Origin of the sequence: Winogradskyella eckloniae, assembly GCF_013249045.1 — a bacterium.
Lineage (GTDB): Bacteria > Bacteroidota > Bacteroidia > Flavobacteriales > Flavobacteriaceae > Winogradskyella > Winogradskyella eckloniae.
Map to the genome: position 1 here is coordinate 116,985 of NZ_JABRWP010000007.1, position 26,064 is coordinate 143,048.

The window sequence follows — 26,064 nt, forward strand, 5'->3', positions numbered from 1 at the left end:
TTATTTTAAAAACTCTAAGTTAGCATTTGTGTGTATTTCATAAGGCTGTTTTCCGTATTCAAAAATTCTAGCCTCTAAGTTCCCTTTTAATGTTACACAACTGCCTTTAACATCGATCCAGCTACCTTCTCTAAGTCCAATTACAGGTTGTGTGTTAAATGCATGAAACTCCTTAATCCGTGTTTCTCTAGTTTCTCCCATATGTTTGCTACCAACAATTGGGTCTAAATAATGCGGATTAATATTAAATGGTAACAATCCTAACGTTTTAAAACTTGGCGGATACATAATGGGCATATCGTTAGTAGTATTCATGGTTAATCCACAGATGTTGCTACCTGCACTAGTTCCTAAATAAGGTGTTCCGTTATTTACAACGTCTTTTATTACAGACAATGTATTGGTTTTATACAGTTGTGATACTAAAACAAACGTGTTTCCTCCACCAACAAAAATTCCTTCCGCATTTTCAATAGCGTCTATTGGATTTTCAAATTGATGAATCCCAATAACGGTTTTACCAATAGATGCAAAGGCTTTTGCTGCAATAGCCGTGTACTCATCATGTGTAATTCCTCCAGGACGTGCATAAGGAATAAACAAAATGTTATTCGCAGAATTAAAATGAAGTTTTAATTCCTCTAATAAATAGTCTAAATAGCCACTACCATGAATTGTAGATGTGCTAGCAATAATTAATGATTTCAAATTTGATTTTTTTTTTTTTTTTTTTTTGAAAAATAGGAATTCTATATTGTATTGAAAAATTATTGCCTGTAGAAATCCACAAATCATTTAACAAAAGTTTGATTATCTTTTTTCTGTTTTTTAAAATATAAAGCCGAACTTTATAGAACCAACCCATTAAATTATGAAATCAATTTTACTAATCATAGGTTTGGCCATTTCAATATCTATGCACGCTCAAGACATAGACAGAGTTTCCGTAAATGGTAGAATTGTTGTGGCATCAGAGGATAAAGAAGGCGTTACTGTGTATAATTCTTCTTCTAATAAAGGCACTATAACTGATGAAAATGGTGTTTTTAAAATCGCTGTGGCCCTTAATGATGTTGTAGAGTTTGGAGCTCTTCAGTTTAAAGATTTTAATGTTATTATCTCAGAAAGTGTCATTGAGTCAAAGCAGTTAACAGTAATCTTAGTAGAAGAAGTTAATAAGTTAGATGAAGTGGTCTTGCTGCCATTTGGATTAACAGGGAACTTAAATACAGATTTTGAAAATGTTAGAACTTATAACGTTGATTTGGATGCCATATATTTTGGATTAGATCATATCGATGAGTTTGAATTCTCTGCAGATTATAAAACCGAAGCCGAAAATTTAGCGTTTAATGAGTATCATCCAAGGATGGAGCATATGTTAAATTTAATTAATGTCACTGGTTTTTTAATGAAACAAATTGTAAACATTGATGGTGTTAGCCTCGATCATATTAAGTTTAAATCCGAAAAGGAAAAACAACACATTGAAAAAACACCGTTTAAAAAAGCCTTAGACGACTATAGTGTTAATTTTGTACATACCAATTTTAATATACCCTTAAATCAAATCGAAGCTTTTACCGACTATGTGGAGACAGAGGGTGTTGATGAATCATTGTTTGATGATGATAAGGAAATGCAATTATTAGAACGCATCACGCAATTAAGCAAATCTTTCTTAACAACAATCAGTGAAAAAGATTAGAATAATAACATTTTTTACGATTATTTTAAGTCTAAGTTTACAGGCGCAATCTAAGGAACTTCAAGGTCAACTCATAGCTAATGATGATGTAGATGGACTTCATATTCAAAATAAATCTCAAGCAAAATATACCATTTCTAAATCCGATGGTAGTTTTATAATAGAAGCAAAGGCCACAGACACTTTAGTGATTTCTGGTGTGCGGTATAAGAAACAAGAATATATTATCACAGCAGCTATCGTAGAGCAAGGCATGTGCAATATATACCTTACCGAAAATGTAAGTGAGTTAAAAGAAGTTGTGGTTGGTAAAATATTAACAGGAAGTTTAGAGTCTGATGTTGAAAACTCAGATGCTAAAACAGAAATAAATTTTTATGACCTCGGAATTCCAGGTTATAAAGGAAAACCATTAACCCAGAACGAACGCAAATTACACGATGCAGATGGAGGAGGTCCAATTTATACGGGATTAGGAGTTAATGTTCATAAATTACTCAACAGAGTGAGTGGTAGAACAAAAAAACTAAAAAATATTGTAGAATTAGATAATAGAGATGCTTGTAGTAAACGATTGCAACGCGATTATGAATCTATACTTTTTGAAAAAGATACATTAACCGAGAATCTAAGAATAGAGTATTTTTTATATTGCCAAGAAGATGAAGAATTCTTAAACTTGTGCAATGCAAATAACGAGTTAAAATTGCTCGAGTTTTTGCAAATTAAATTAGTAGCATATCGAGAAAATAGAAAATCGGTAACCCAAGATTAATTTTTGGAATACGTTTTGAGGGACCAAAAAGAACTATAAAAATATTTATGAAATCATTACAGTTATTAATAGCCTTTTTAATGCTTCCACTTTTTATATCTAACCAAAGTTCGCATGAATATTACGTAAGTGTTACAAAAATTGAATATTCAAAAAAGGACGAAAGTCTTCAAATCATAAGTCAAATATTTATCAATGATTTTGAAACCTTATTGCGCAAACGATACGATGATAAAATCACATTAGATTCGGGTCAAGAGTCTGAAACAGTAGAGACCTATATGAAGCGCTACCTCGAAGATAAATTAAAAGTTAAAGTCAACGGGTTAAACGTTAAATTTAATTTTATAGGTAAAGAATATAAAGATGATATTACATATTGTTATTTAGAAGTAGAAAATATATCTGAAATAAAATCCTTAGAAGTCACTAATACCATATTATTCGACGTGTTTTCCGAGCAACAAAATATTTTAAGAATGAAGCTGTTAGGTAAACACAAGAGTTTTTTATTGGTGCCAGATAATGACACCTGTGCGTTAAACTTTAAATAAAAAACTTTGTAAGCCGTCTTAAATTCTTATTTTAGGCTTCACTTTTAAACACAACTAATTTATTTATGAAAATCACTAAGTATTTCTTATGCATTTTGCTATGTTCATCATTTAGTATTTATGCTCAAGATGAGGTAAAAGAAGAGCGTCAACCTGGTCATACCAACGAAAATAAGTTTAAGCAACTTTATGATGAGTTTGCTACACCAAATATGTTTAGAACGGGTTCGGGAGCTCCAGGGCCAGCATATTATCAGCAACAAGCTGATTATAAAATGGATATTGAAATCGATGATGTTAATGCAAAGCTTTTTGGTAACGAAACCATTACTTATACCAACAATTCACCAGATGATTTAAAATACCTTTGGGTACAATTAGATCAAAATATGCGTGCTAGAGACTCTAAAACACCACTTATTCGTTCATCTGGTATTGCGCCAGCATCTTCATCTTCAAGAGCAGTAAGTTCTTATTTAAAAGAATCCTTTGATGGTGGTTTTAATATAGAACATGTAAAAGATGTAAACGGAAAAGATTTAGAACATACTATTAATCGTACCATGATGCGTGTAGAATTACCGAGTGTTTTAAAATCAGGAGGTAAGTTTTCTTTTCAAATTAAATGGTGGTATAACATTAATGATCACGTAAAGGATGGTGGACGTTCTGGATACGAGTATTTTGAGGAAAATGATAATCGCATCTATGTCATGGCTCAGTTTTATCCACGAATGGCTGTATATAATGATGTAGAAGGTTGGCAGAATTCTCAATTTTGGGGACGCGATGAGTTTGCATTGCCATTTGGAAATTTTGATGTTAATATTACAGTGCCTGCAGATCATATCTTAGATGGTACAGGATATTTAGTAAACCGAGAAGACGTGTTTACCAAAGAAATGATGAAACGTTTTAAGAAAGCGAAAAAATCATACGACGAACCTGTTATGATAGTCACACAAGAAGAGGCTGAGGTTACAGAAAAATCGAAGAGTAAGAAGAAAAAGACCTGGAAACTGTCTGCACAGATGGTCCGTGATTTTGGTTTTGCAACCTCGCGTAAGTTTTTATGGGATATGATGGCTGTAAAAATTGGAGAAAAAGACGTGATGGCTGTGTCTTTATATTCTAAAGAAGGAAATCCATTATGGGAACAATGGTCTACTAAGGCTGTGGCGAGTACATTAAAGTCGTATTCGCGTATGACCTTTGATTACCCTTACCACAAAGCAATCTCTGTACATGCTCCAATGGGCATGGAATACCCAATGATTTGTTACAATTTTGGTCGTCCAGATAGAGAAGGAAATTATTCTGATAGAACTAAATACGGAATGATTAGTGTAATTATCCATGAAGTTGGTCACAATTTCTTCCCTATGATTGTAAACAGTGATGAACGCCAATGGACATGGATGGATGAAGGTCTTAATACTTTTGTACAGTATGTTGCAGAACAAGATTTTGGAGCATGGTATCCTAAAGCCTTATCGCCAAGTGATAAAGTATATCCTTCTCGCCGTGGACCAGCTAAAAATATTGTGAGATACATGGGCGGAAACCAAGATTACATTGCACCAATTATGACCAAAGGTTTAAATACATATCAGTTTGGTAATAATGCCTACAGCAAGCCAGCAACCGGATTAAATATTCTTAGAGAGACCATTATGGGACGTGATTTGTTTGATTATTCTTTTAGAGAATATGCAAACCGATGGATGTTTAAGCATCCAACACCAGAAGATTTTTTCCGTACTATGGAAGATGCATCTGCAGTAGATTTAGATTGGTTTTGGAGAGGCTGGTTCTACACAACAGATTATACAGATATAGGAATAAAAGACGTAAAGAAATTTGCAGTATCTGCAACGCCTAATGAAAACGGTAAACAATTAGCAGAGCGTTATAATAGAGATCCAAATAGCTTAGTGTATTTTATTGAAGAAGGTGCAGATGGATATGATGAAGCCATTACAAAAGGTGAGGCGATTGATGAAGTACCTACTGTAAAAGAATACATCATGGATAACTTCTCTCCAGCAGAACAAAAGGAATTAAAAGAAACACCTAAATTCTTTTATCAGATTACTTTTGATAAACCAGGAGGCTTAGTAATGCCAATTATTGTAGAATATGTTTATGCTGATGGCACTAAAGAGCGTGTAACCTATCCTGCACAAGTGTGGAGACTTAACGATAAAGAAGTAAGTAAAGCTATTGCTACACAAAAGGAAATTGTTTCAATTACTTTAGATCCAGATTTAGAGACAGCAGATGTAGATACAACAAATAACAGTTGGCCAAAAGAAGAAGTAACGAGTGATTTTGATAAGTTTAAGAAAAAAATAAAAGACTAAAACTATTTATTATATAATTTTGAGCCGACTTTATTAAAGTCGGCTTTTTTTTATTTTTAATTTGGCTAGGTATAATACATAAACTCACTTTATATTTGCATTATGATACATCATTTAACATTATTATTTATTGGAGGTGCCGAAATAATGGTAATACTACTCGTTGTGGTTATGTTTTTTGGTGCGGATAAACTACCAGAAATTGCACGTGGTTTAGGGAAAGGAATGCGTCAATTAAAGGATGCTACAAATGATGTTAAGCATGAAATCACTAAAAGTGCTAAGGACAGTAAAATTATAGATACTGAGGTAACCAATAACGTTAAAGAGGAACTCAATAAAATAAAAGATGACCTAGAAGACTTCACAGGATCATTGAAAAGAGACCGTTAAATTTTGCTATTACTAATTACTCACTGTATTTTTTGTTAAAATCATAAAATATGCTATAAAATTATACATTATATTTAATATATTTAGGAAATTAATTAATCAACTAAATCTTATTAAATGAAAAAAATGTACCGTTTGGTAGTCGTATGCATTGCTATTACCATAGTGTCTTGTGCTAAAGACACTATTTTAGAAGAGGAGCTTAATGCCAATCAGTTTCCCGAAAAAGCATTAACCATAGATCAGATTAATCAAAGAATCAGTGAGCAAATTGAAGCAACAGGCGATTTTGATTGGAATAATGAAGATGCACATTTTGTTTGGAGCGCCTTAATTTTAGGGCAAAATGTACTAACTGTAGGTTATGGTAATGAAGGACAAAGCTATAGTGAAGTTGTAGATAATGAGTTAATTCAGAAAAAGAATGAGCTGCTATCAATTATAATGTCAACAGAGCAGGTAGATAAAGATAATTTTAAGCTAAAAGAAGATGAAATTCTTACTGTTTTTGATGCTGAAGTAACCAAGTTAGAAACTGTTGTAGCGCTTAGAAAAAGTGAATATGTTAGGTATTTGGAGCCAAACGGCTACAACCATTATGTCGCTGGTTCGGTACAAAAATCGAGCTCAGGTTGCGATAAAAGTGCAGATTATATAAACACTGCGCATTATACAACAACAACGCCTAATAATGTGCAAGTCTCTTGGCATTTTAATGAACACAACATACAAAGTGCTTGGAGTAAGTCTACGGGTTCTGGTGTAACTATTGGGTTAATTGACACTGGTATTTCTAGATATCAATCACTATTAACTTCAGCAGGAATTAATGATGGGTATTCTTCAGGACGTTTTGTTCAGAAGTATGGAACCTTTATAGATTCTAATTGGTGGTGGTCTAATAATTATGATGGTCCAGATGATAAATGTGGACATGGAACAGCAATGGGTTCTACAATGGCATCGCCTAGAAATAATGACGGTATGCCTGTTGGTGTGGCTTACAACGCCAACTTAGTTGCGTACAGAGCTACAGAAGATGTTTTACTAAATGATTATCATGAAAGAAAAGGCGTTTCTAAAGCCTTAACACAATTAGGGAATAGAAGTGATGTAAAAATTATTTCTATGTCTATCGGTTACGTTTGGTCAATTGGAAATATTAAAGATGCTGTAAAATATGCCTACAGTAAAGGAAAACTGATTTTTGCAGCTGGCGGAACGTCGACAAGTTTTACAAATGGCTTTGGTGTCATTTTTCCGGCAACAATGAGTGAAACTGTGGCTGTAACAGGTGTAAATGATGGAAGTAACTACGAACGTTGCGAAACGTGCCATAGTGGAAGTAAAATAGATTTCACAATAATAATGGAAGGCGATAACAATACAAGTAAAGCGCCTCCTGTTTTAAACTTTTATAATGGTCAACGTCGTTATACAGGTGGTTCTTCTGCAGCAACCGCAACGACAGCTGGTATTGCGGCTTTGATTTGGTCTAAGTATCCTAATTGGAGTAGAACACAAGTGATTAATAGGTTGAAGCAATCGTCTGATTTATATCCTTATAAGAGTAGTAGCTTTGGCTACGGGAATATTGATGCACTACAAGCTGTGCAATAACTTAAAATTGAATTGAAATAAAAAAATCCTTTTCAAATTGAAAAGGATTTTTTTTAATTTATTTTTTTCTACTTATCGTTAAACCATCTCTAATAGGAAGCAGCACAGTTTCAATTCGTTCATCATCTTTTAGAAGAGTGTTGTAATCTAAAACTGCTTTGGTAGATTTATCTTTTTCATCTAAGGGTTCTACAACTTTTCCGTGCCATAAAACATTATCAGATAAGATAATACCTCCAGAATTTAACTTGTCAATGACTAAGTGAAAGTAATTAGAGTAGTTAGGTTTATCCGCATCTATAAAAACTAAATCAAAAGTTTGATTTAGTTTGGGAACAATATCTAAAGCACTTCCTGTATGCTGAATGATTTGTTTTCCATAACTAGATTTGTCAAAATACTTACGCTGAAAGTCTACCAATTCTTCATTAATATCAATAGTATGCAATTCGCCATCGCTAACTAAACCTTCAGCTAAACATAATGTAGAATAGCCAGTAAATGTCCCTAATTCTAAAATAGATTGAGGTCGTATTAATTTAGAAATCATACTCAACACTCGTCCTTGATAAGGACCACTGAGCATAATAGGTTGCAGCACTTTCTGATATGTTTCTCTGGTGAGCTGTTTTAATAAATCGGGCTCTTGTTCAGAATGTGCAACAACATAGTTGTCTAGATTTTCTGGTAAGAAATACATATCTAAAAATTTAATGCATCAAAAACAATTATTCAGCAGACTCTTCTTGCTGAACTTCTACTTCAGCTTCTTCTGCTTCTGGTTTGCCCATAAAGAAAAGAACAGCACCTACAACAACAAGCCCAATTTTAATAGCCCAAGCAGCAGTGTCGCCCCAAGAATAAATCCACATTAAGATTGTTGGAACTCTGTCAAAGAAATTTAAAACAATAGCAAATAGGCCAAAAAAGACCATGTATCCTCCGATTTTTTTCATAATATATTTAGTTGGTTAGAGTTTAAATATAGACATAATAAATGAATTTCAAAGCTATGATGTAATTCTTGCAATTAACTTTTGCTTAGCGTCTTCGTCATCACCACATAGCCATTGAATGACATTGTCTTCCCATATGGCATCACCTTCATTTGCTGTAATTATCTCTCTGTCAATCGCTAAGTCAATTATTTTTCCTGGATAAGAGGACTGCTTTTCGCTTTCCATTTCGCCTAAAGGATAAGGGTCATCAAGTCCCATAATTACTTGTTTAGAACCTTGATTTCTAATCAATAATTCTAAGCCTCCAGTATCATGTACTAAAGTGTCAAAGAAGATATTTTTATGACCAACCGCTTTTCTCGGATGACTTTTGCCTTCAAATAAATCTGGTCGTCCATCAAACCCTTGGATACGTCTTCCTAAGTTAATTTGTGCCAATTGGCCACCATGCGCAAAACAAGTTCTCATATTTGGATATTTATCTTGGTAGCCATTTAACGTTAAGAAGTGGTACGCGTCTCCACATTGTGCTAACATCCAAATTAAGTGAAAACGCCATGATGTGTTTTCTAATTTTATAAACTTTTCGCCATCGTAAGGATGGATTTCTACAGCCAAATTATATTTGTTGGCCATTTCAAAAATGGGCTCGTTTTCTTCGTCAAAAATACAACGCCAAGTACCAATAGAATCCATGTAGTGCGTTGGCAAACATAATAAGCGCATACCTAATACTTCTACGCAACGTTCAATTTCCCAGCATGCACTTCGTACAAATCCAGGATGAACCACAAAACCAGAGGTAAACTTACTTGGATGATTATGCTGTACTTTGGCATTAAAATCATTTTGAAACCGTAAGGCTTGCTTCATTTCTTCAACCCTTAAACCATTACCATAAAGTTGGGATAGGTTTAAAACCACAGCGTGGTCTAGCTTATTGCGTTCCATCCATTCTAATTTTTCGTCTAAGAAAAAACTAGAATCTGTAATGGGACGGTTCCAGTCCTTTTGGAGCATAAATTTTCGGTCTTTATCGACCCAAAATATGCCTTTGTCTTTCATGAATTGTGGAATCTCTTCAGGATAGGGAAGAAGGTGTGAGTGACCGTTTATTCTTAATTTACGTTTTGTCATATAGATTGTGAAACTTAGAGCAGTTAAATAACTCCGTTGATTAATTTATTCTCTATTCTTCGATTTGAACCTTTTTTGGTGGTTCCATAATTTCACCGCAATTAGGACAGCTACGTTTGTTTTTGTCACCGTAATACTTGTCGAAAATAGCAGGCATATCGGTTTCAATGTTATCTAAAGTGAAATCTTCCTCATAAAGTTTTGTGGTACAGTTTTCACAATACCATAATAACGCATCTTGTACACCTTCTTCTCTAGGATATTCAATAACCAAACCAACCGTATTGGCACCGCGTTGTGGCGAATGAGGCACTTTTGGAGGTAAAAGAAAAATATCACCTTCTTTTATATGAATGTCTTTAGGTACGCCTTCATCTATAACTTTTAAAACAATATCACCTTCTACCTGATAGAAAAACTCTGGTGTTTCATTGTAGTGGTAATCTTTTCTGCTGTTGGGACCACCAACGACCATCACAATAAAATCGCCATCTTTCCAAACCACTTTATTACCAACAGGTGGTTTGAGTAAATGACGGTTGTCTTCAATCCATTCTTTAAAATTTATGGGTGGAAATAGTTTGCTCATGATAAGAAGAAGCCCATCCTAACCTTCCCGAATGGGAAGGAACTCTTACTTGGGCGGATAAGAGTAGTTATTAAACAATAATATTTAAATCGTAATAGCTAAAAAATTATTTCACTAATATACAAAGACCGTCAAGGTTTTTAAAACCTTTAAAGCCTATTTTTAAGTTAAGAATTGCCGCAACAGTTTCTCCTTCCCTTATGGGAAGGGATAGGGAAGGGCTTTTTTATAGTGATTTTGTTCGTCCACCATCCACAGGAAGGTTAATTCCATTAATATAAGCAGCACGTTCACTCGCTAAAAATGTTATAGCATCGGCTAGTTCTTCTGGTTGGGCAAAGCGTTTTGCTGGCACTGCGTTTTTCATGGCATTTGCAGCTTCTTCTTCCGTGTTTCCTGATTTAGCCGATTTATTTTTAATAATTTGAGTTAAACGCTCTGTACCAGTGGCTCCAGGTAAAACATTGTTTACTGTAATACCAAACTGACCAAGCTCATTAGCTAATGTTTTACTCCAATTAGCAACGGCTCCTCTAATGGTGTTACTCACGCCAAGACCATCTAAAGGTTGTTTTACAGAGGTTGAAATCACATTGATAATACGACCAAAACCTTCCTCTTTCATAAAGGGAACAACGGTTTGAACGAGAACATGATTACATTTTAAATGTTGGGTAAAAGCCGATTCAAATTCATCAACTTCAGCAGAAAAAACAGGACCGCCTTTTGGGCCACCTGTATTATTTACCAAAATATGAAAACCATGATGGTTTGAAATATATTCCGAAACCTTAGTTTTTAAATCTTCTGGATTCGAAAAATCAGCCACAATATAATCGTGTGTTCTTTGCTGAGGTAATTCAGAAAGTACCGTTTTTAATTTATCTTCATTTCTTGCTACTAAGGTCACTTGAACACCTTCGGCTGCTAATGCCATTGCTGTTGCTTTTCCTATGCCTGCTGTACTGCCGCAGACTAGTGCGTATTTGTTGTTTAGTTGTAAGTCCATAAGCCCATCCCAACCTTCCCAAACGGAAGGGGTTTTGTTTAGAGTTATTATTTTAAAAATTTATTCAATTTATATTTAGAGTTCCAATCTAGTTTCTTCCCTTATGGGAAGACGGAAGATGGGCTTCTAGTATTTTATACAAACATTCTTAGCTTCCGTAAAAAAGCGTAAGGCTTCAAATCCACCTTCACGTCCTACACCTGAGGCTTTTACGCCGCCAAAAGGGGTTCTTAAATCGCGCATCATCCAAGTGTTTACCCAAACAATACCTGCTTGTAATTGGTTACTTAGTTTCATGGTGCGTTTTAGATTGTTGGTCCACAAGGTCGCTGATAAACCATATTTTACTTTGTTTGCCATTTTCGAAACCTCGTCTTCTTTACTGAAAGGCATTATGGTTACTACTGGTCCAAAAATTTCTTCTTGATTCACTCTGCAATTGTCATTGGGAACTTCAATAACGGTTGGTTCTAAATAATAGCCGTTTTCAAATCCTGCAACAGTCACTTCATTGCCTCCACAAAGTATAGTTCCATTTTCTGTTTTTGCAATGTTGATGTATTCTTTTACTTTTTCAAGATGTGGTTTGGACACTAAAGCGCCAATATTGGTATCGGATTCTGATGGATGTCCAACTTTAAGTTGTTTTACTTTTACAACAAAATCAATCTTAAATTTTTCATAGAGGGAAGCTTCCACAAAAATACGACTGCCACACAAACAAATCTGTCCTTGATTAGCAAATGAAGAACGTACTGTAGTGTTCAACATATCCTCGTAATCGCAATCGGCAAAAATGATATTTGGGTTTTTTCCACCTAATTCTAAAGATAGCTTTTTGAACATTGGTGCGGCGACTTTGGCAATATGTGCTCCTGTTGCTGTACCTCCTGTAAAGGAAATCGCTTTTATGTCTGGATGCTCAATAATGGCTTGTCCTGTGGTTGTTCCTAAGCCGTGAATAATATTTAAAACACCTTTTGGTAAACCTGCTTCGTTACAAATTTCTCCAAGTAGATAAGCCGTCATTGGTGTAACTTCACTTGGTTTGGCAACCACACAATTTCCTGCGGCTAATGCTGGTGCAATTTTCCACGTAAAGAGATAGAGTGGAAGGTTCCAAGGCGAAATACAACCGACAACGCCAATGGGTTGACGCAAGGTATAATTTATGGCATTCTGACCAACAGACTCATGACTTTCACTGGCAAATTGCGTAATGGCATTCCCAAAGAATCGAAAATTACTTGCTGCTCTCGGAATATCTATGGCTTTTGCTAATGATATTGGTTTGCCATTGTCTTTACTTTCGGCTTCAGCAAAACGGTCTAAATTCGCTTCTAATAATTCTGAAATTCTAATGAGGATTCTGCTACGTTCTTCTAATGTGGTTTGCGACCACAGCCTAAAGGCTGATTTGGCATTTTTATACGCTTCTTCTACGTCTTCTTTGGTTGAATTCGGAATTTGTCCATAAATAGCACCATCTGATGGATTATAGTTATCTATCCAGTTGCCTTGAATTGGATTTTGGAATTTTCCGTTTATGTAGTTTTTAATTCCTGCGAAGGCAGGAATCTCAACTTTTTTTGTTTTTTCTGACACAAGTTTTAAGTTGTTTAGTTTTGATAGCCTCCTACTGTTTTATCTAGTACCCATTTGTTGTTTTCTTTTTTATAGAGTAATTCATATCCATGAGACATAAAATAACCCATAGAAATATAAGATTTATTTAGTTTTTTATTAAAGATTGGTTTATATAATATCAATTGTCCTTCTTTCTCATTATCTGTCTCTAATTTTAGAATAGAGTCTTTTGAAACCAACCTAACTTCTTTAAAATTATCATCATAATATCTAATTTTTGACCAATCTACAATGTTGTGTCCATATTTTGAAAGCTTAAAAACATCTAAGACTTGGTTTTCTTTTATTTGATTAATAATAAAAGTTGTGTCATTCTCTTTAAAAAAATGATTAATAACTTCAGGAAAAGTTGATGGTTTTCCTAATAATTTTAAATATTTAATATCTGTATTTCCGGTATAGTTATAAGAATGAAACATTAGGTATGGATTTTTGCTACTATAAGGATATAAATAATCATCCTCTTTATTACTTAAAATTTCATTTAAGAAATTAAGCTTAAATTCATCGGTAATTAAAGGTGTTTCAATTGTAGTTTCTTTAAATTTATTAGTTATTATATCCTTTTCTGAGTTCTGACAAGATAAACTCAAAAGAAAAATGAATAGATATGTATAATATAGTTTCAAATAGTAATTAGTTTTTAATGCTATGCGATTCCTCGTCGCTGCGCTCTGTAGGAATGACATTGATGATTCTTTATTTTGGTTTATAAGCCATAACCTTTATCTCAACAACCAAATCTGGATGTGGTAACTGATGCACAGCAACGGTTGTTCTGGTTGGTCCGGTTTCTTTTTCAAAGAATTCTGCGTAAGCTTTGTTGTAATCTGCAAAGTCATTCATGTTAACTAGAAATGACGTAACGTCAACCACATCTTTAAGGCTTGCTCCAACTTTTGCTAAGTTTTTTTCTATGTTTTTTAGAACTTCTTGCGTTTGGGTGTAGGCGTTTAAACGTTTTGTTCCCATCTCGTCAATGATGTCTACGCCAGCGATGCTGTTGTCTGCACGTCTAGAACTAGTGCCTGACACGAAAATGAAATCGCCTACTTGCTTAATGTGAGGGTAAGCTCCTCTTGGTGTTACTTCCATATGTTTAAAAAGCCCCTTTTAATTTCCCCAAAAGGGGAAAAAATCAGAGCGAAAAATTGAGTTAATATTTATAATTAATATTTTTTATGAGTCATTAGTTCCTTCCCTTTGGGAAGGTTAGGATGGGCTTTTTTTTACAATCCCGCGATCCTATCGTCTTCTAAAATAGCTTCAGTTTCTGCATTTACTTTATATAAAATGTCTTTTAAATCGTCTTCTGATGATATAATTTTATCGGTTAGCATGTTTAGTATGGCCTTGTCTTGTGCGCGTCCTTTTAGCATGGCTTGTCTATAACCTATCTTCTCGTTAAAGGTAACTAAACTATATTTTGACGAATACTGATTCGGAAATTCTTTCTCCAGCGCCATTTCAATTTTTCGTTTTTCTTGAAAAATTGGATTTGCCACATGGCCTTTCATTTCATGGAAATTGTCAATGGCTAAATCGGCAATGGCATCAGTGTCTTTCTTTCGGTTTTTCTCGTAAGTTTCAAATATCGCTTCCCAATTGTCGAGATTTTGGTCTAGGACTTTATCAAATTCAACAACATCTTCAAAAGACGCGTTCATACCTTGACCGTAAAAAGGGACGATAGCATGGGCAGAATCTCCCATCAATAGTGTATTTCCTTTATAATGCCATGGCGAACATTTTACAGTGCCTAATGATGCTGTTGGATTTTCAAAAAAGTCATCGACTAAATTTGGCATAATGGCTAACGCATCTGGAAACTCGTTTTGAAAAAATTCAGTTACAGCTTCTGGTGTAGTTAAATTATTGAAATTATATGTGCCTTCGTTATAACTTAGGAATAAAGTGACCGTAAAACTTCCGTCTAAATTTGGTAACGCAATAAGCATAAAGCTACTTCTAGGCCAAATGTGTAAAGCGTTTTTAAAGGTTTTGTAATCGCCAGTTTCGGTAGGTAAAAAACTAAGTTCTTTGTAACCATGACTTAAATACTCTTGCGAAAAACTGAATAAAAACTTCTTACCTAAATAATAACTTTTTCGCAATGCTGAACCTGCACCATCAGTTGCTATGATGCAATCTGCATCTTCTATAAATTCGTCTTTTGTATTATAATCTTGAAATAAAGCCGTGGTTTTTTCAAAATCTACCGATTTACATTTTTTATTGAAATGTATGGTAACGTTATCATGTTTTTCGGCTTCGGTTAGTAGTAAACCATTCAATTCTCCTCTAGAAATAGAATTGATATACTCGTAATCTCGACCGCTGTAATTAGACATAAAGGTGTTGCCTTCTTTATCGTGAAGCATTCTTCCATGCATAGGAATACATAATTCTTTTACTTTGTCTTCTATACCAACGAGTTTCATGGCTTTGTTACCTCTATCGGAAAAAGCTAAGTTGATAGAACGACCAGCAGATATGTCTGTGGTTCTTAGGTCTGGACGCATTTCGTAAACGGTTACGTTGTAGCCGCGTTGTCCTAGTCTTAGTGCTAAAAGACTCCCGCAGAGTCCTGCGCCAATGATTAGTATGTTTTGTTTGTTACTCATAATATTCTGTCTGGTCGAGCGCAGTCGAGACCTCTTATGACCTCTCGACTGCGCTCGAGGTGACACTTAGTTTTTATTCAAAATAGCTTTCATCTTTTCTACCATCCAGTAAACATCTTCAAATGAATTGTATAATGGTACTGGTGCACATCGTATCACATCTGGTTCGCGCCAATCGCTAATAACACCAGCTTCGGTTAATTTATCGTGTAAGGATTTGTCTGCATTTAACACTTGAATAGAGAGTTGACAACCTCGTTCTTCAGGGTTTTCTGGCGTAATAATTCTTATGGTGTCTTCACCTAAAGCTTTCAATAAAAATTCAAAATAACCGGTTAGTTTTTTCGATTTTTTTAGAATTTTATCAAATCCAACGTCATGAAACATATCTAGTGATGCTTTAATCGCAGCCATGGATAAAATTGGTGGATTACTGAGTTGCCAACCTTCGGCTCCTGGTAAAACATCAAATTCGTGTCGCATATTAAAACGTGTGTCTTTATTGTGACTCCACCATCCTGTAAATCGGTTGAGGTCTTTGTCATAAGCATGGCGCTCGTGCACAAAGCAACCCGATAAACTTCCTGGTCCTGAATTTAGATATTTATAAGTACACCAAACAGCAAAATCGGCTCCAGAATTATGTAAATCTAAATAGACGTTTCCGGCTCCATGAGCACAATCAAATCCGACTTTACAGCCATAACTGTGTCCAAGGTCTGTGATACGTTTAAAATCGAAAAACTGACCCGTATAATAATTAACACCACCAATCATAATTAAGGCTATCTCATTACCATGAGCTTCAAGAATGTCTTCTAAATCTTCGTAACGTAATAATTCTTCGTCTTTTCTAGGTTTCCAGAGAATTAATCCGTCTTTGTCATCGTAACCATGATGACGCAATTGGGATTCTACAGCATATTTATCTGAAGGAAAGGCATCACTTTCAATAAGAATTTTATAGCGTTCTGTGGTTGGTTGGTAAAACGACGCCATCATAAAATGCAGATTCGCCGTTAAAGAATTCATTGTAACCACTTCAATAGGTTTAGCACCAACTAATTTGGCTGTGGCTTCTGTTAAAAATTCGTGATACGGTAACCAAGGGTTTTTAGCATCAGTATGACCTTCAACACCAAGATTTGCCCAATCTTCTAGCTCTTGATTAATATAGTTTTTTGTTGCTTTTGGTTGCAAGCCAAGCGAGTTACCACAGAGGTAGATGAGCTCATTTCCCTTTTTGTCTTTTGGGATGTGAAACTGTGCTCTGTAACTAGATAATTCGTCTAATTCGTCTTGTTGTTTTGCGTAATCAAGACCAGGTTTATAGTTGGACAAAGTATATTGAATTTTCGGTTATTAACAAAAATAAGATAATTAAATGGTTTTTTTGTAATAGATAAATGCCTGTATTGAAAGATGATTAATTTCTAGATTTAAATTGTTTAATTGACAATATCTGCTTAGATTTAGAGTAATCAATCAATAACATACATGCTTAAGAATTTATGGTTGTCTTACCATCAATGGTATATTAAATACGGTGGATTCTCAAAAGGAGAAACACAAGACGAATTGTCTTATTTTAGAGATAGACTTTTTATATCTATTCTGTTATTGGTTTTACCTTTAGGCCTGTTTTCATACATACCTAGTGCTATTTTTAGTGTTATGCTAGAAAAATGGAATGTATTCTACGTGGATACTTTGGCGTTTTTACTCATTTGTTTTTTGTTTTTTAATAATAAAATGAGTTTAAGCCTTAAGAAAAAAGTGTTTTCAATTAACTTGTTTGTATTATCATTTGTGCTCGTTGTAAATTTAGGTTTAAAGAGCAGTAGTGGTTTGTTATTATTTATGTTATGTATTTTGGTAACGCTCTACAGTGGCAAAAAAGCAGGATTAATGACTGTATTCTATACCAGTTGTGTTTATGCTTTATTGGCAGTTGCTTTTTACTATAAAATTGTTTACTTACCAATTTTTGAAAATGAAGTTATTGAAGTTGTTGTCATTGTATTTCTAAACAACATACTTTTTATTTTAATGACTGTTTTTTCCGTTTCTTTTTTAATTGACCAGATTAATGCTGCGCTAATCAAAGAAAGTAAGTTGCAATCCGAGCTTGTAGAAAAACATAAAAATGTCATTATTGCTAAAGAAAGAGCAGAACAGTCTGATCAGTTAAAATCTGCATTTTTGGCGAATATGAGTCATGAAATAAGAACACCTATGTATGGTATTTTAGGATCTGCAGAATTGTTGAGAGATTATCAAGATCAAAATGATAAAGACTTTAAGGCGTTTGTTGATGTTATAGAGCACAATGGTTCAAAATTATTAGAAGTGATTTCTGGGATCTTAAATATTTCGCAAATTGAAACAGGTGTGATGTCTGTTAAGGTTAGTGCATTTAATGTTAAAGATGCTATAGCAACAGTTTGTAAGCCATTTGGAGCGGAAGCAAAGTTAAAGGGCGTTAATTTTATTTTAAAAAATAATATCAGTGAAACCGAAAGTATAATTCAATCCGATCAAGCCAAACTAGTTGTTATTTTAAAGAAACTAATAGAGAATGCTATTAAATTCACGTCCAAAGGAGATCGAATTGAAATACGTACAGTAAATGTTGGTACTAGAATACAATTTTCAATTGAAGATACAGGTATTGGTGTGCCAGAGGATAAAATTGATACTATTTTTGATCCATTTTATCAGGTTGATATTTCTAATAAAAATGCGTTGCATGGCTCAGGTATTGGGTTGTCTATAGCTAAAGCTTATGTGAAATTATTAGGAGGTAATTTAACGATAGAAAGCCAAGAAGGTTTTGGGTCTACATTTACATTTGGTGTTGATCGTCATTTAAAATCATCATAAATGTTTAAAGAACCTATAAAAAAAAACAAAGCACTTTTATAACTAATAAAAGTGCTTTCATATATATATATATATATATATATATATATAGGCGCCAAAAGGCGGAAAATGTAAGCTATGCATTATAAATAATCTTAAAACGCGAATCTTACATTATAGACTACAAATGTAATGCCATACTACTAGTTTTCCAAAGTAATGCTAACATCTGTAAAATTAAGATTCCAATTCTTATTGGCCATTTTATGTGCTGTGGCAATTTTAATGCCGTTATAAGTTTTATAGTTTTCAAAAGTTGTTGTTAAAGAAGGTTCTTTAGCATTTCCTTTTCTAAAAACCCATTCTCTAATGATAAAGTCATTATCGTAATAAATATCATAAGCATCACCAGGCGTATAACCACCTTCATTAGGATAGGTAATGGTTAACATATTTAATTGCATTTTGCTAATTGGTGCTATCGTAAATATTGGTTGTGATATTTCTGCAGCGCTATCCCAAACTAATTGAAAAGGGACTAGTAACCAAAATTTATCATTAATGAATTCTTGGTCTACGCCAATATGTGTACTATCCATTTTGCTTCTGGTGTATGCAATGCTCGTTTCGCCAGTCGTCATTTTTATTTTATCTGTTTTAGGCAACCATGTCCAAGACCTTCCATTACCTTTAATAGTATCTCTATCAACTTGAAATGTGAATTTTACTTCAGATACATTTTTCCAGTGTACAAAACCATGTGCATTAGCAATTTTTTCGACTAAAGTTGTATTTAGATCATCATCAGTTTGAATTTTTTGTCTGTCGGATTTACAATTAAAGACCAGTAGCAGGCAGATTAAACCAAGGTATAAAGGTTTCATATTAAAAAGTTGTTTTAAATTACATGCAAAATTAACCAACCATGAAAGAGAATTCGAATTATTTTGAAGTAAATAAAGTAACTTGGAATAAAAAAGTAGCTATACATGCTCAAAGTGAAATGTACAATATGAAGGCGTTTAAAAACGGAAAAACATCTTTAATGCCTTATGAACTTAAGGCACTTGGTAATGTTGAAGGGAAGTCTTTATTGCATTTGCAGTGTCATTTTGGTCAAGATACATTGAGTTGGAGTAGAATGGGCGCAAAGTGTGTAGGTGTAGATCTAAGTGATGAAGGTGTAAAATTAGCAAAGCAATTAAATGAGGAATTAAACTTAGATGCTGAGTTTGTTTGTTGTAACGTTTTAGATACATCACAGCATATTACCGAAACTTTTGATATTGTTTTTACAAGTTACGGCACCATAGGTTGGTTGCCAGATTTAAAACCATGGGCAACAATGATTGCAGAGCGCTTAAAGGTAGGAGGTACATTTTATATTGTGGAGTTTCATCCTATTGCGTGGATGTTTGATTATGTGGATGGGCAACCAAAAATGAAATATCATTACAGTCAAGATGAGGTGATCTATGAAGAGTATGAAGGCACTTATGCGAATCAAAATTCAAAAATGATGAGTAAAGAATATGGTTGGAATCATGGATTAAGCGAAGTCGTTAATTCACTAATTGAAGCCGGTTTGCAAATTGAGTTCCTCAATGAATATGATGAAAGTCCGTATGATGTATTTCCTGATTTAATAAAAACGGAGTCTGGAATGTATGTTATGGAAAATCAATTCTTTCCTATGATTTTTGAGTTGAAGGCTACTAAGAAGGAGCCCCTTTAATTCCCCAAAGGGGAAAACTGTACAATCTCAATTTATATTAATAGTACCTGAAAACCTAGTAAATTTTAAAATCTACTAGGTTTATATAAATATCTAGACCTGCTAGATTAAAAAAAAACCTGCTAGGTCTAATTTTGATTAATGCTTTTCATCTTCTTTTAGTAGCTCAGGAAACTTAGCTTTAAATCTATTTAATCTCGGAATCGAAACGTTTCTGATATAACCATGATTAGGATGTCGTTTTTCAAAGTTTTGGTGGTAATCTTCACCAACCCAAAATTTTTGAAAAGGATAAACCTCTGCAGCAATTGTAGCATCTAATTCTTCAGCTAAAGCCGCTTTTTTCTCCTCAATTATTTTCTTTTGCTCATCGTTTTGATAAAAAATAATAGAACGGTATTGCGAACCATGATCTGGACCTTGTCCATTAACTTGAATCGGATTCTGAGAGCCAAAATACACATCAACTAATTCGGAAAAACTAATGATGTCTGGATCGTAAATAATCTCAACGGCTTCTGCATGGCCAGTTTTACCCGTATTACTTGCTTCATAGGTTGGGTGTTCTGTAAATCCTCCAGAATAGCCAGAGATCGATTCGTCCACACCTTTTACACTTTCAAATATGGCTTCTACACACCAAAAACAACCACTTGCAAAGTAGGCTCTCGCTTTGCCATCTTCTAACGGAACGACCACTGGTTCGGCTTCAATGACAGCTTGCTGTTTTGGATTATTTTGGGCTTGATTATGACAATTACATAGTAATGTAATCGCTAGTAGTAATAATATCTTTTTCATAATGACTTTTTTTTTGGGATAGTCGTCATAAAATACAAATCCTTAAGTTTAATTTTTTTAAAGTTTTCTTAAAAAAAAAGCCTTTGCGATATGCAAAGGCTTAACTCTTATTTAGAATGCTGATTATTTGCTTAATTTGGCAAACAATTTATTCATTTTTACTTTTTCTTCTTCAGCTAATACAGAATCCACTAAGATACGTCCACTGTGCTCATCCGTAATAACTTTTTTGCGAGATGCTATTTCTACTTGCACTTGTGGAGGGATAGTAAAGAAAGATCCACCAGAAGCACCACGCTCAATAGCTACAACTGCTAAACCATTTTTAACGTTGTTTCTAATTCTAAGGTATGCTTTTACTAAACGCTCATCAATTTTCTTTTGAAAATCTAAAGACTTATCAATTAGAGCTTCTTCTTCTTTTTCAGTTTCCTTTAAAATTTCGTTTAGCTCTCCTTTTTTGTGCTTTAAATGCGCATTACGATCTTTTAAGCGCTCCTTAGTTTCAGAAATGATTACTTTTTTCTGCTCTATTTGCGCTTTAAATTCTTTAATGTGCTTTTCAGCTAATTGGATTTCTAATTCTTGAAATTCAACTTCTTTGGTCAATGAGTTATATTCTCTGTTATTTCTAACATTTTTTTGTTGCTCACTGTATTTTTTAATTAAAGCTTTTGCTTCTTCAATTAAATTTTTCTTCCCTTTAATTTCGTCGTCAATAATAGTAAGACTATCATTTAGCTTTTCCATTCTTAAGTTAAGTCCTTCAACTTCGTCTTCTAAATCTCTAACTTCTAACGGAAGCTCACCTCTGACATTTCTTATTTCATCTACTCTAGAGTCAATCAATTGTAAATCATATAGTGCTCTTAATCGCTCTTCAACAGAAAGTTCAGCCTTTTTTGCCATAATTATAAATACTTTATCGGATTTGTATTTGTCTTTGATAAAATGATTGCAAAATTAGTAATTTTTTTTGAGAGATAGTCTACTAAAAACGATTTTGTGAACTGTTCACTTTCATAATGCCCAATATCAGCTAAAACAATATCGTTTTCGGCGGTAAAAAAATCATGATATTTTAGGTCTGAAGTGACCAAAAGGTCTGCATTGGCCGCTTTTGCAGCTGAAATTGCAAAACTCCCTGAGCCACCTAAAACTGCAATTCGTTGTATGGGTTTATTTAGAGATTTTGAATGCCTTATGCAGGCTGTATTCATTTTAGTTTTAATATATTTTAAACAATCTTCTGTTTTCATGGCAGTTTTGAGCTCGCCAATCATGCCCATACCAATTTTCTGGTTGGTGTTTTCTAAAGTACTTATTTCATAGGCGACCTCTTCATAAGGATGCGCTGCAAATAATGCTTTTAATAGTTGAGGTTCTAAATGTTTTTGAAATGTAACAGAAATAGCTGTTTCATTTTCTGTATGTAATTCCCCTTTTTTGCCAATTACAGGATTCGCATGTTCATTCCCTAAATATGTGCCTTGTCCTTCTACGTTAAAACTACAAGATTCGTAATTGCCTAATGCGCCTGCACCTGCAGAAAATAGAGCAGATCTTAAGGCTTCGGCATTTGCTGTAGGTACATAGGTTTGTAGTTTTTTAATTGTACCAGATTGCGGTATTAATATTTTTTTATGTGTTAATTCTAATTGATTACAAATTATTGAATTTACACCATTATAAGCGTTATCTAGAGCCGTGTGGATTGAGAAAATCGCAATTTGATGTTGTATGGCTTTGATAACGACGCGTTCTACATAGGTTTTTCCTGTTAATTTTTTTAAGCCTGAAAATATAATAGGATGAAAACTTACAATTAAGTTGCATTTTTTTTCAATGGCTTCATCCACAACTGCTTCGAGCGTGTCTAATGTTACTAAGATACCCGACACCTTATTGTTTTTGTCACCAACCAATAAGCCTACATTATCAAAATCTTCAGCATAAGCTAAAGGTGCTAAGTTGTGTAAGTGATTAATTACGTCTTGTATAATCATAAGTGTATATTTGTTTCAAAAATAATATAATTTAGTACTCGTGAAGTTTTTACGTATCATATTGTTTCCCTTTGTGCCAATTTATTTTTTAATCACTTGGTTAAGAAATTGGATGTACGATTTAGGATTTATATCTTCTAAGTCTTATGATTTTCCTATTATTTGTGTTGGTAATCTCAGTACAGGTGGTACAGGTAAAACACCAATGATAGAATATTTAGTAAGATTATTGCGAGAAGATCGGCAACTTGCCACCTTAAGTAGAGGTTATAAACGAAAAACCAAAGGTTTTGTGTTAGCTGACCAACATACCAATGCCGATAAGATTGGAGATGAGCCATTTCAGTTTTACAAAAAGTTTAGTGATATTAGTGTTGCCGTAGATGAAGACAGGCAAAATGGTATCGCCAAGCTGATGGGTTTAAAAACGCATCCAGATGTTATTTTGTTAGATGATGCCTATCAGCATAGAAAGGTAAAAGCGAAATGTAACATAATGTTAACGGCTTATAATAATCTATATTTTAAAGATTGGGTTTTGCCAACAGGCAATTTACGCGAACCTAGATTAGGCGCAAAGCGTGCAGATATTATAGTGGTAACAAAATGTAATAACGATCTATCTGAAGCTGAAAAGTTTGAAATGGCATCTAAAATGAACTTAAAAAAACACCAGCAGCTATTTTTTAGTTACATTGATTATGCACCACACGTTAAATCGGAAAGTGATACACTCGATTTAGAACATTTACCAGAATTTTTACTCGTTACAGGTATAGCCAATGCCAATCCACTAGTTGAATTTTTAACGCGAAAAGGTTTAAAATTTAGTCATTTGGAGTTTCGTGATCATTACGATTTTAAGCCGTCAGATATTGAAAAAATAGTCGAGAATAAATTAATAGTTACAACAGAAAAGGATTTTGTTAGATTATCTGGCCAAAAGGAATTACATGGGAAATTGTATTATCTGCCAATAGAAGTAAAAATTGATAATGCAACGCAGTTTGATGGATTGGTAAAACGTATTATTAACTAAAGTAGCTCGAAACAATTTTCTCTCCTGATAAGGCTGCGTGTAATTTAGATTCGAAATCCTCTTGTTTAAATGGTTTAGAGATAATATCATTAAAACCAGCTTCACCAAACTCATGCATTTTATCTTCTAAGGTCACAGCAGTAAGGGCAAAAATAGTTAGCTCTTTGTCAAAAGTTCTAATAATTTTAGTCGCTTCTAATCCACTAATTCCTGGCATGTGAATATCCATTAAAACAACATCGTAGGTAACTTCTTTTACTTTTTCTACTGCAGCTTCACCATTATCAACGACATCACAATATAGATTCATTTTGTTCAGAATCTTCTTGGTAATCATTTGATTGATTTTGTTGTCTTCTACAATTAGAATTTTTACATTACTTAAATCCAAACTATCCATCTTATTAACTTTTTTAACGTCTTGTGTTTTTGGTTTTTCGGCTTCTTTATCATATTCTAGAGGCAGTTCAAAAAAGAATGTTGTGCCTTTACCAAGCTCACTCTTTAGATAAATTTTACCTTTTAGAATTTGAATAAGTCCTTTTACAATAGATAAGCCAAGACCAGTTCCGCCATATTTTCTGTTTATTTGTACAGAACCTTGCGAGAAGCTGTCAAACATTTGACCTTGCTTTTCTTTTGTAATACCAATACCATTATCTTCAATTTCAAAACGTAAGTTGTAGGTGTTGTCTTTAACATCAATTTTGTACGCTTTTACCCAGATGTCTCCATCTTTGGTGAATTTAATAGCATTTCCAAGTAGGTTAATTAAGATTTGGGAAATCTTTAGTTGGTCGCCAATATAGTTTTCTGGCAATCCTTTTTCATAATCAAAATGAATCTTTGTGTTTTGGTCGTTAGCAGAATTACTAAGTGCCGAAATCACATTTTCTAGTTTATTTTTAAGGTTAAAGTTTTCTGGGTCTAACTCTACCTTATTGGCTTCAATTTTATTTATTTGAAGTATATCATTGATAAAAGTTAATAGGTAATCCCCTGAAAATTTTAATGATTTTAAATGTGGAATTTGATGCTCTTTTGGTTCTTCATCTAAGAGCATATTTGTTATACCCGTTACCGCATATAATGGTGTGCGCAGCTCATGAGTAACGGTAGATAAAAAATTTGCTTTTGTTTTAGAGGCTAATTCTGCTTTCTCTTTAGCGACGATAAGTTCATCGTTCTTTTTGTGAAGCATTGTATTTGTATTTAGCCTAATGTTATTGTTTTTATATAATGATAATGTTAGTAAAGACAGTATAGTAATTAATGCAATACTTAAAATTGTAGTGATTCTGGTAAATGCACTTTCAGCATTAACTTCTTCAATTTGAGCTTTTAATTGTGCATTTTCTGCGTCTTTATACCTATCAATATTTTCACCAGACATGCCAGATGGTATGTTGTTTCGTTTTATATTTAAAATAGAGTCTGATAACTTAATATGCTCTTTTATATAATAATAAGAGCGTTCAAAATCTTTATGATTATGATGTATATCACTAAGCGCAACATAGGCTTCGTTGACATTTGCTAATATATTATGCTCTTTAGCAATGGATAGGCCTTCTTCTGCTTGTGATAGTGCTAAGTCGGTTTTGTTTAAGGCGTCAGATACCTTAGCACTTTGAATTAATGCACTACTTAAACGATCATCTTGATTAAATTTCTTGGCAATAATGATGGTTCGCTCTAGGCGTGATTTTGCTTCTTCGTAACGCTTTTGCGCTATAAATATTTTTGCTTCGTTTAGCGAAACATCTGAGATAAATTCTTCTAAATCTTCTTGTTCAAAAAGATTTTTAGCAGAATTAAAATATTGTAAGGCATAATCGTATTCTTCTAAATTACTATGAATTACACCTTTTATATTATATGTTATTGCTAAATTGGTATAATCGTTAATTTCGCGTTGTATTTTTAACGCAGTATGAAGTGAAATTGTTGCTAAATCAGGTTTGTTAACTAAAAATTGAACTTTAGCAATCTTGGTGTGTATTTTTCCTTGATTGACCTTATCATCAATTTTAGTAGCAATGGTCAAGGCTTTATCTAGATTATCTTGTGCATCGTAATATTTACCGCGATCACTATCTATTTTGGCCTGAACTAAATGATTTTCAAGCTGTAAGGTTAATGTGTCTGTGTCTTCTACGCTTTCTTGTTGCGAGAAAATCAGACTACAAAAACATGCTAAAAAAACAAATATGTAATATTTGAAATGGGACATTCAGCTCATT

At 33.7% G+C, this 26,064-nt stretch carries 25 protein-coding genes; 9 read left to right on the plus strand and 16 right to left on the minus strand.

Annotated elements, in window-relative coordinates; translation table 11 throughout:
* Positions 1 to 708, minus strand: coding sequence for a dipeptidase PepE (gene pepE / locus HNV08_RS12630; protein WP_241697220.1), 708 nt, complete (start codon positions 706 to 708; stop codon positions 1 to 3).
* A 163-nt stretch (positions 709 to 871) separates the two neighbouring features.
* Here pepE and HNV08_RS12635 point away from each other — a divergent pair, with 163 nt between their 5' ends.
* From HNV08_RS12635 to HNV08_RS12660, 6 genes are all read left to right on the plus strand, one after another.
* Positions 872 to 1,708, plus strand: coding sequence for a peptidase associated/transthyretin-like domain-containing protein (locus HNV08_RS12635; protein WP_173281690.1), 837 nt, complete (start codon positions 872 to 874; stop codon positions 1,706 to 1,708).
* On the plus strand, positions 1,695 to 2,483 hold the full coding sequence (locus HNV08_RS12640) for a peptidase associated/transthyretin-like domain-containing protein (protein ID WP_173281691.1): 789 nt from the start codon (positions 1,695 to 1,697) through the stop codon (positions 2,481 to 2,483). The genes HNV08_RS12635 and HNV08_RS12640 overlap by 14 nt, the downstream gene beginning before the upstream one ends.
* Before the next feature lie 47 nt (positions 2,484 to 2,530).
* The gene (locus HNV08_RS12645) at positions 2,531 to 3,037 is read left to right on the plus strand and encodes a DUF6702 family protein (RefSeq protein ID WP_173281692.1); all 507 of its coding nucleotides are present in this window, start codon (positions 2,531 to 2,533) and stop codon (positions 3,035 to 3,037) included.
* A 65-nt stretch (positions 3,038 to 3,102) separates the two neighbouring features.
* The gene (locus HNV08_RS12650) at positions 3,103 to 5,400 is read left to right on the plus strand and encodes a M1 family metallopeptidase (RefSeq protein ID WP_173281693.1); all 2,298 of its coding nucleotides are present in this window, start codon (positions 3,103 to 3,105) and stop codon (positions 5,398 to 5,400) included.
* 102 nt (positions 5,401 to 5,502) lie between these two features.
* Complete coding sequence (locus tag HNV08_RS12655) at positions 5,503 to 5,793, plus strand: Sec-independent protein translocase subunit TatA/TatB (RefSeq protein ID WP_173281694.1); 291 nt, start codon at positions 5,503 to 5,505, stop codon at positions 5,791 to 5,793.
* Between the two features lie 117 nt (positions 5,794 to 5,910).
* Positions 5,911 to 7,413 carry a S8 family peptidase gene (locus HNV08_RS12660; protein WP_173281695.1) on the plus strand — a complete coding sequence of 501 codons (1,503 nt, stop codon included), beginning with the start codon at positions 5,911 to 5,913 and terminating at the stop codon, positions 7,411 to 7,413.
* A gap of 58 nt (positions 7,414 to 7,471) precedes the next feature.
* On the opposite strand, the gene HNV08_RS12665 is transcribed toward HNV08_RS12660, so the two are convergent.
* The 10 genes from HNV08_RS12665 to kynU all read right to left on the minus strand — a co-directional run bounded on the left by HNV08_RS12665 (position 7,472) and on the right by kynU (position 16,719).
* A complete protein-coding gene (locus HNV08_RS12665; RefSeq protein WP_173281696.1) occupies positions 7,472 to 8,113 on the minus strand; it encodes an O-methyltransferase in 642 nt (213 codons plus the stop codon).
* Between the two features lie 28 nt (positions 8,114 to 8,141).
* Positions 8,142 to 8,369 carry a hypothetical protein gene (locus HNV08_RS12670; RefSeq protein ID WP_173281697.1) on the minus strand — a complete coding sequence of 76 codons (228 nt, stop codon included), beginning with the start codon at positions 8,367 to 8,369 and terminating at the stop codon, positions 8,142 to 8,144.
* Between the two features lie 54 nt (positions 8,370 to 8,423).
* Entirely contained in the window at positions 8,424 to 9,509 is a 1,086-nt protein-coding gene (locus HNV08_RS12675) for an amidohydrolase family protein (RefSeq protein WP_173281698.1), read from the minus strand.
* A gap of 52 nt (positions 9,510 to 9,561) precedes the next feature.
* Positions 9,562 to 10,098 carry a 3-hydroxyanthranilate 3,4-dioxygenase gene (locus HNV08_RS12680; RefSeq protein WP_173281699.1) on the minus strand — a complete coding sequence of 179 codons (537 nt, stop codon included), beginning with the start codon at positions 10,096 to 10,098 and terminating at the stop codon, positions 9,562 to 9,564.
* A gap of 226 nt (positions 10,099 to 10,324) precedes the next feature.
* On the minus strand, positions 10,325 to 11,107 hold the full coding sequence (locus HNV08_RS12685; protein ID WP_173281700.1) for an SDR family oxidoreductase: 783 nt from the start codon (positions 11,105 to 11,107) through the stop codon (positions 10,325 to 10,327).
* 126 nt (positions 11,108 to 11,233) lie between these two features.
* On the minus strand, positions 11,234 to 12,712 hold the full coding sequence (locus tag HNV08_RS12690) for an aldehyde dehydrogenase (protein WP_317170247.1): 1,479 nt from the start codon (positions 12,710 to 12,712) through the stop codon (positions 11,234 to 11,236).
* 14 nt (positions 12,713 to 12,726) lie between these two features.
* A complete protein-coding gene (locus HNV08_RS12695; RefSeq protein WP_173281701.1) occupies positions 12,727 to 13,383 on the minus strand; it encodes a hypothetical protein in 657 nt (218 codons plus the stop codon).
* Positions 13,384 to 13,453: 70 nt separating this feature from the next.
* Positions 13,454 to 13,849 (minus strand): RidA family protein, encoded by a 396-nt coding sequence (locus HNV08_RS12700; protein ID WP_173281702.1) that lies wholly within the window; start codon positions 13,847 to 13,849, stop codon positions 13,454 to 13,456.
* Positions 13,850 to 13,983: 134 nt separating this feature from the next.
* Positions 13,984 to 15,378, minus strand: a complete 1,395-nt coding sequence (locus HNV08_RS12705; RefSeq protein WP_173281703.1) for an FAD-dependent oxidoreductase — start codon at positions 15,376 to 15,378, stop codon at positions 13,984 to 13,986.
* 66 nt (positions 15,379 to 15,444) lie between these two features.
* Complete coding sequence (gene kynU, locus HNV08_RS12710) at positions 15,445 to 16,719, minus strand: kynureninase (protein ID WP_173281704.1); 1,275 nt, start codon at positions 16,717 to 16,719, stop codon at positions 15,445 to 15,447.
* A gap of 156 nt (positions 16,720 to 16,875) precedes the next feature.
* Here kynU and HNV08_RS12715 point away from each other — a divergent pair, with 156 nt between their 5' ends.
* Complete coding sequence (locus HNV08_RS12715; protein ID WP_173281705.1) at positions 16,876 to 18,261, plus strand: sensor histidine kinase; 1,386 nt, start codon at positions 16,876 to 16,878, stop codon at positions 18,259 to 18,261.
* 182 nt (positions 18,262 to 18,443) lie between these two features.
* On the opposite strand, the gene HNV08_RS12720 is transcribed toward HNV08_RS12715, so the two are convergent.
* Entirely contained in the window at positions 18,444 to 19,124 is a 681-nt protein-coding gene (locus HNV08_RS12720; RefSeq protein WP_173281706.1) for a hypothetical protein, read from the minus strand.
* A gap of 41 nt (positions 19,125 to 19,165) precedes the next feature.
* Between HNV08_RS12720 and HNV08_RS12725 the strand changes: the two genes are divergently transcribed.
* A complete protein-coding gene (locus HNV08_RS12725) occupies positions 19,166 to 19,975 on the plus strand; it encodes a class I SAM-dependent methyltransferase (protein ID WP_173281707.1) in 810 nt (269 codons plus the stop codon).
* A 138-nt stretch (positions 19,976 to 20,113) separates the two neighbouring features.
* On the opposite strand, the gene msrA is transcribed toward HNV08_RS12725, so the two are convergent.
* The 3 genes from msrA to HNV08_RS12740 form a co-directional block, all read right to left on the minus strand.
* Positions 20,114 to 20,776 (minus strand): peptide-methionine (S)-S-oxide reductase MsrA, encoded by a 663-nt coding sequence (gene msrA / locus HNV08_RS12730; protein WP_173281708.1) that lies wholly within the window; start codon positions 20,774 to 20,776, stop codon positions 20,114 to 20,116.
* A gap of 123 nt (positions 20,777 to 20,899) precedes the next feature.
* Positions 20,900 to 21,685 carry a zinc ribbon domain-containing protein gene (locus tag HNV08_RS12735; protein WP_173281709.1) on the minus strand — a complete coding sequence of 262 codons (786 nt, stop codon included), beginning with the start codon at positions 21,683 to 21,685 and terminating at the stop codon, positions 20,900 to 20,902.
* A 2-nt stretch (positions 21,686 to 21,687) separates the two neighbouring features.
* Positions 21,688 to 22,782: a Nif3-like dinuclear metal center hexameric protein gene (locus HNV08_RS12740; protein ID WP_173281710.1), complete on the minus strand. Its 1,095-nt coding sequence runs from the start codon at positions 22,780 to 22,782 to the stop codon at positions 21,688 to 21,690.
* A gap of 40 nt (positions 22,783 to 22,822) precedes the next feature.
* Between HNV08_RS12740 and lpxK the strand changes: the two genes are divergently transcribed.
* On the plus strand, positions 22,823 to 23,821 hold the full coding sequence (lpxK, locus tag HNV08_RS12745) for a tetraacyldisaccharide 4'-kinase (RefSeq protein ID WP_173281711.1): 999 nt from the start codon (positions 22,823 to 22,825) through the stop codon (positions 23,819 to 23,821).
* Here lpxK and HNV08_RS12750 read toward each other — a convergent pair.
* Complete coding sequence (locus HNV08_RS12750) at positions 23,814 to 26,054, minus strand: hybrid sensor histidine kinase/response regulator (protein ID WP_173281712.1); 2,241 nt, start codon at positions 26,052 to 26,054, stop codon at positions 23,814 to 23,816. The two genes, lpxK and HNV08_RS12750, sit on opposite strands and share 8 nt — an antisense overlap.
* Positions 26,055 to 26,064: the final 10 nt, after the last annotated feature.

Excerpts from the sequence above, each read along its gene's own strand:
- HNV08_RS12725 (WP_173281707.1), top strand. The coding sequence starts at position 19,166 with ATGAAAGAGAATTCGAATTATTTTGAAGTAAATAAAGTAACTTGGAAT.
- HNV08_RS12635 (WP_173281690.1), top strand. The coding sequence starts at position 872 with ATGAAATCAATTTTACTAATCATAGGTTTGGCCATTTCAATATCTATG.
- HNV08_RS12685 (WP_173281700.1), bottom strand. The coding sequence starts at position 11,107 with ATGGACTTACAACTAAACAACAAATACGCACTAGTCTGCGGCAGTACA.
- HNV08_RS12715 (WP_173281705.1), top strand. The coding sequence starts at position 16,876 with ATGCTTAAGAATTTATGGTTGTCTTACCATCAATGGTATATTAAATAC.
- HNV08_RS12675 (WP_173281698.1), bottom strand. The coding sequence starts at position 9,509 with ATGACAAAACGTAAATTAAGAATAAACGGTCACTCACACCTTCTTCCC.
- HNV08_RS12660 (WP_173281695.1), top strand. The coding sequence starts at position 5,911 with ATGAAAAAAATGTACCGTTTGGTAGTCGTATGCATTGCTATTACCATA.
- HNV08_RS12645 (WP_173281692.1), top strand. The coding sequence starts at position 2,531 with ATGAAATCATTACAGTTATTAATAGCCTTTTTAATGCTTCCACTTTTT.
- HNV08_RS12705 (WP_173281703.1), bottom strand. The coding sequence starts at position 15,378 with ATGAGTAACAAACAAAACATACTAATCATTGGCGCAGGACTCTGCGGG.
- msrA (WP_173281708.1), bottom strand. The coding sequence starts at position 20,776 with ATGAAAAAGATATTATTACTACTAGCGATTACATTACTATGTAATTGT.
- HNV08_RS12735 (WP_173281709.1), bottom strand. The coding sequence starts at position 21,685 with ATGGCAAAAAAGGCTGAACTTTCTGTTGAAGAGCGATTAAGAGCACTA.
- HNV08_RS12650 (WP_173281693.1), top strand. The coding sequence starts at position 3,103 with ATGAAAATCACTAAGTATTTCTTATGCATTTTGCTATGTTCATCATTT.
- HNV08_RS12655 (WP_173281694.1), top strand. The coding sequence starts at position 5,503 with ATGATACATCATTTAACATTATTATTTATTGGAGGTGCCGAAATAATG.
- HNV08_RS12740 (WP_173281710.1), bottom strand. The coding sequence starts at position 22,782 with ATGATTATACAAGACGTAATTAATCACTTACACAACTTAGCACCTTTA.
- HNV08_RS12670 (WP_173281697.1), bottom strand. The coding sequence starts at position 8,369 with ATGAAAAAAATCGGAGGATACATGGTCTTTTTTGGCCTATTTGCTATT.
- HNV08_RS12665 (WP_173281696.1), bottom strand. The coding sequence starts at position 8,113 with ATGTATTTCTTACCAGAAAATCTAGACAACTATGTTGTTGCACATTCT.
- HNV08_RS12750 (WP_173281712.1), bottom strand. The coding sequence starts at position 26,054 with ATGTCCCATTTCAAATATTACATATTTGTTTTTTTAGCATGTTTTTGT.
- HNV08_RS12720 (WP_173281706.1), bottom strand. The coding sequence starts at position 19,124 with ATGAAACCTTTATACCTTGGTTTAATCTGCCTGCTACTGGTCTTTAAT.
- HNV08_RS12700 (WP_173281702.1), bottom strand. The coding sequence starts at position 13,849 with ATGGAAGTAACACCAAGAGGAGCTTACCCTCACATTAAGCAAGTAGGC.
- HNV08_RS12680 (WP_173281699.1), bottom strand. The coding sequence starts at position 10,098 with ATGAGCAAACTATTTCCACCCATAAATTTTAAAGAATGGATTGAAGAC.